This window comes from Streptomyces sparsus (assembly GCF_054776295.1).
In genome coordinates, this window is the sequence record NZ_BAAHCA010000483.1 from 1 (window position 1) to 3,740 (window position 3,740).

At 71.5% G+C, this 3,740-nt stretch carries 4 protein-coding genes; 3 read left to right on the forward strand and 1 reads right to left on the reverse strand.

All coding sequences use genetic code 11. The features are described 5' to 3' along the window. A partial coding sequence (locus tag ACYVE9_RS18875; RefSeq protein ID WP_461029065.1) for a LacI family DNA-binding transcriptional regulator occupies positions 1 to 786 on the reverse strand: 786 nt, incomplete at its 3' end. 399 nt (positions 787 to 1,185) lie between these two features. On the opposite strand from ACYVE9_RS18875, the gene ACYVE9_RS18880 reads away from it, so the two are divergent. From ACYVE9_RS18880 to ACYVE9_RS18890, 3 genes are read left to right on the forward strand one after another with little or no spacing between them, the layout of a single operon-like run. Next, entirely contained in the window at positions 1,186 to 1,776 is a 591-nt protein-coding gene (locus tag ACYVE9_RS18880; RefSeq protein ID WP_461029062.1) for an NADPH-dependent FMN reductase, read from the forward strand. A gap of 13 nt (positions 1,777 to 1,789) precedes the next feature. Next, on the forward strand, positions 1,790 to 2,809 hold the full coding sequence (locus ACYVE9_RS18885) for an ATP-binding cassette domain-containing protein (RefSeq protein ID WP_461029063.1): 1,020 nt from the start codon (positions 1,790 to 1,792) through the stop codon (positions 2,807 to 2,809). Further along, positions 2,806 to 3,660, forward strand: a complete 855-nt coding sequence (locus ACYVE9_RS18890) for an ABC transporter permease (RefSeq protein ID WP_461029064.1) — start codon at positions 2,806 to 2,808, stop codon at positions 3,658 to 3,660. The genes ACYVE9_RS18885 and ACYVE9_RS18890 overlap by 4 nt, the downstream gene beginning before the upstream one ends. Positions 3,661 to 3,740 lie beyond the last annotated feature (80 nt).

Sequence of the window (3,740 nt, forward strand, 5' to 3'; positions counted from 1 at the left end):
CCGCACCGCCGCCAGCAGGGCCCGCCAGGCCGCCCCGGTGTCGGTCTCCTCGGCGACGAACGCGGTGACGCCGTCCGCCAGCCAGTTCCGCACCCGCTCCGGCGTCAGTTCGACGGCCGGGTCGGCCGTCCTGACGACCGTGCCGGGTCCGGACGGCATCCCCGCCGCGGCCAGTCCCGCGGTGAAGCCGTGCTCGCGGTCGGTGGACGCCGGTGCGTCGTCGTCCTCGCGGATCAGCACGGCCTTCCGGTGCCCCTGGTCGGCGAGTCGCCGCACCACCTCGGCGCTTGCCGACACGTAGTCCGCACCCACCCAGGCCAGGCCGGCGAGTTCGTCGCGGCGTCCGACGTGGACGAGCGGGAAGCCGTCGTCCAGCAACCGGCGGAGCTCGGCGGCGGGGATGTGCCGGCCGAGGAACAGGCAGCCGTCGGCCAGCCGGACCCGGGACAGTGCCTGCGGCCGGGACGCCTGCGCGCCGCCCGGGCTGGACCCGGTGAACAGCACCAGGTCGTACCCCAGCGCCGCTGCCTCCTGCTCGACACCGACCAGGAACGGGTAGTACGAGTGCTCGACGGCGGTCGGGAACGTCGCGGTGAAGCTGAAGACGCCCAGCAGGTTGTTGCGGGCCGCGGCCAGCCGGGTGGCGGCCGGGTCGGGCACGTAACCCAGCGAGCGGGCCGCCTCCAGCACCCGCTGCCGGGTGGCCTCCTGGATCACGATGCCCTGCTTGTTGCCACCCAGCACCAGCGACACGGTGGTCTGCGAGACCCCGGCTGCCCGCGCCACGTCGGCCTGCCGCGGCCTGCCCCGGCGGAGGGCACCGCCTCCGGCCGCGCTCGCGCCGGCTGCTGACTCGTCCACGTTCACTCCTGACTAATGCGCATTAGCTACCGACTGCCAACGACCGGGAGCGGGCTCATGCGGATTAGTGAGCACTCTCCGCCCGCACGGCCGTCGCCGTCAAGAGGTGCGCGTGTCCGGATTCCGCTTCGCCGGCGGCGGACGACCGACGCCCCTCGCCGGTGCCCGCTCCCCGGTCGCTCCCCGCCGGAATCGCGCCGATCGCGCCGGTCGGCGCCATCGGGCGGGGTCCGCCAGATCGCGTCTGGCGGATCTCGCACCGCGTCTGGCGCCTGAGGGGTGCAGGCGGCGTCGGCCGTCACCGAGAAGGCCCGGGAGGCACTGATGGCAGCACCGCAGCGGCGCACCGCAACGGCCGGCACGGGCGGGACCACCTCCGACCGGCTGCGCACCGCGGTGATCATCGGCAGCACCCGGCAGGGGCGCCGGGGCGAACGGGTCGGCGGCTGGTTCGTCGAGCGCGCCGGTCATCGGGAGGATCTCGCGCTCGACGTGGTCGATCTGGCCGCCTTCGACTTCCCCGGCCACTACCCGCAGGAACCGACCGGCCCGATGGCCGACTTCGCCGGCCGGGTGACCCGGGCGGAGGCGTTCGTGGTGGTCACACCGGAGTACAACCGCGGCTACCCCGCCTCTCTGAAGCAGGCCATCGACTACGCCTACGACGAGTGGCACGCCAAACCGGTCTGCTTCGTCTCCTACGGCCACCGGTCGGAAGGCCGCTACGCCGTGGAGCAGTTGCGCACGGTCTTCACCGAGCTGCACACCGTCACGCTGCGAAACAGCGTGAACTTCAACATCATGGAAACGACGTACGACGACGACGGGCAGGCGGTGGACTGCATGCTCGACCAGCTCACCTGGTGGGGGCTCGCGCTGCGCGAGGCCCGCGCTGCCCGCCCGTACGTCTCGTAGAGAGGGCACACCCATGAAGGACCACCAACGCCGGCACTCCGGCCCCGCCATCGAAACCTCGGGGCTGGTCAAGGTGTTCGGCGAGACCCGTGCCGTGGACGGCATCGACCTCGTCGTACCGACGGGCACCGTCTACGGCGTGCTCGGACCGAACGGCGCGGGCAAGACCACCGCGGTCAAGATGCTGGCGACGCTGCTGCGCCCGGACGGCGGGGAGGCCCGGGTCTTCGGTCACGACGTACTGCGGGAGGCGGACGCCGTCCGCAGCCGCGTCAGCCTCACCGGGCAGTACGCCTCGGTCGACGAGGACCTCACCGGCACCGAGAACCTCGTCCTGCTGGGACGGCTGCTCGGCCACCGCAAGCCCGCCGCACGGCAGCGGGCCGGGCAGCTGCTGGATGCCTTCGGCCTGACGGAGGCGGCCAACCGGCAGGTCAAGAACTACTCGGGCGGCATGCGCCGCCGCATCGACATCGCCGCCAGCATTCTCAACACCCCCGACCTGCTGTTCCTCGACGAGCCGACCACCGGCCTCGACCCGCGCAGCCGCAACCAGGTGTGGGACATCGTGCGGGCCGTCGTCGCGCAGGGCACCACCGTGCTGCTGACCACGCAGTACCTCGACGAGGCGGACCAGTTGGCGTCCCGCATCGCCGTCATCGACAAGGGCAAGGTGATCGCCGAGGGCACCAAGGGGGAGCTGAAGGCCTCCGTGGGTGCCGGTTCGGTGCATCTGCGGCTGCGCGACGCCGAGCAGCGCGACGAGGCCCGGCGGGTGCTGATCCGGGTGCTCGACGCCGAGGTGCAGTTGGAGGCCGACCCGGTGGCGCTCACCGCCCGGGTGGGTGCCGGCAGCGGGCAGGGCGCCGCCGAGCAGGCCGCCCGGGCCCTGTCCGAGCTGGCCCAGGCCGACGTGACCGTCGACAACTTCTCGCTGGGGCAGCCCAGTCTGGACGAGGTCTTCCTCGCCCTCACCGACCGACCGGCCAGCCACGAGCCGACCACCGAGCAGCAGAAGGAGGCTGCGGTATGAGTACCGCGACCGCATCAGAGACCCGGTCGGAAGACCTCGCCCCCGTGAGCGCGGAGAGCCTCACCGCGGTGCTGGCGACCGGCGAACGCCCGTCGAAGCCCACTCCGTGGTCGGCCTCCGTCACCTTCGGCTGGCGGGCGATGCTGAAGATCAAGCACGTGCCGGAACAGCTTTTCGACGTGACCGCGTTCCCGGTCATGATGGTGCTGATGTACACGTACCTCTTCGGAGGTGCGCTGGCCGGTTCCACCACGGACTACCTGCAGTTCCTGCTGCCGGGCATCCTGGTGATGAGCGTCGTCATGATCACCATGTACACCGGCGTGTCGGTGAACACCGACATCGAGAAGGGCGTCTTCGACCGCTTCCGCACGCTGCCGATCTGGCGCCCCTCCGCGATGGTGGGCTACCTGCTCGGTGACATGCTGCGGTACACCATCGCCTCCGTGGTGATGCTGTCCATCGGTCTGCTGCTGGGGTTCCGCCCGGCCGGCGGGCTGGTGGGCGTCGTGGCCGGCGTGGCGCTGCTGCTCGTCTTCTCGTTCTGCTTCTCGTGGGTGTGGACGATGTTCGGCCTGCTGCTGCGCAGTGAGAAGTCGGTGATGGGCGTCAGCATGATGGTGCTGTTCCCGCTGACGTTCCTGAGCAACATCTTCGTCGACCCGCGGACGATGCCCGGCTGGTTGCAGGCGTTCGTCAACAACAGTCCCGTCACGCACCTCGCCTCCTCGGTGCGCGGCCTGATGGACGGCCGGTGGCCGGCGGCGGACATCGCCTGGTCGCTGGGCTGGGCCGGTCTGCTGCTGGTCGTCTTCGGCACGGTCACCATGCGGCTGTACAACCGGAAGTAGGCCGCGGAAGACGGCCGGTCGGGCCGGCGGCCGGCGGCGACGTCGGCTCGCGCCAGCGGCAGCGACCCGGCGCCTTTGCC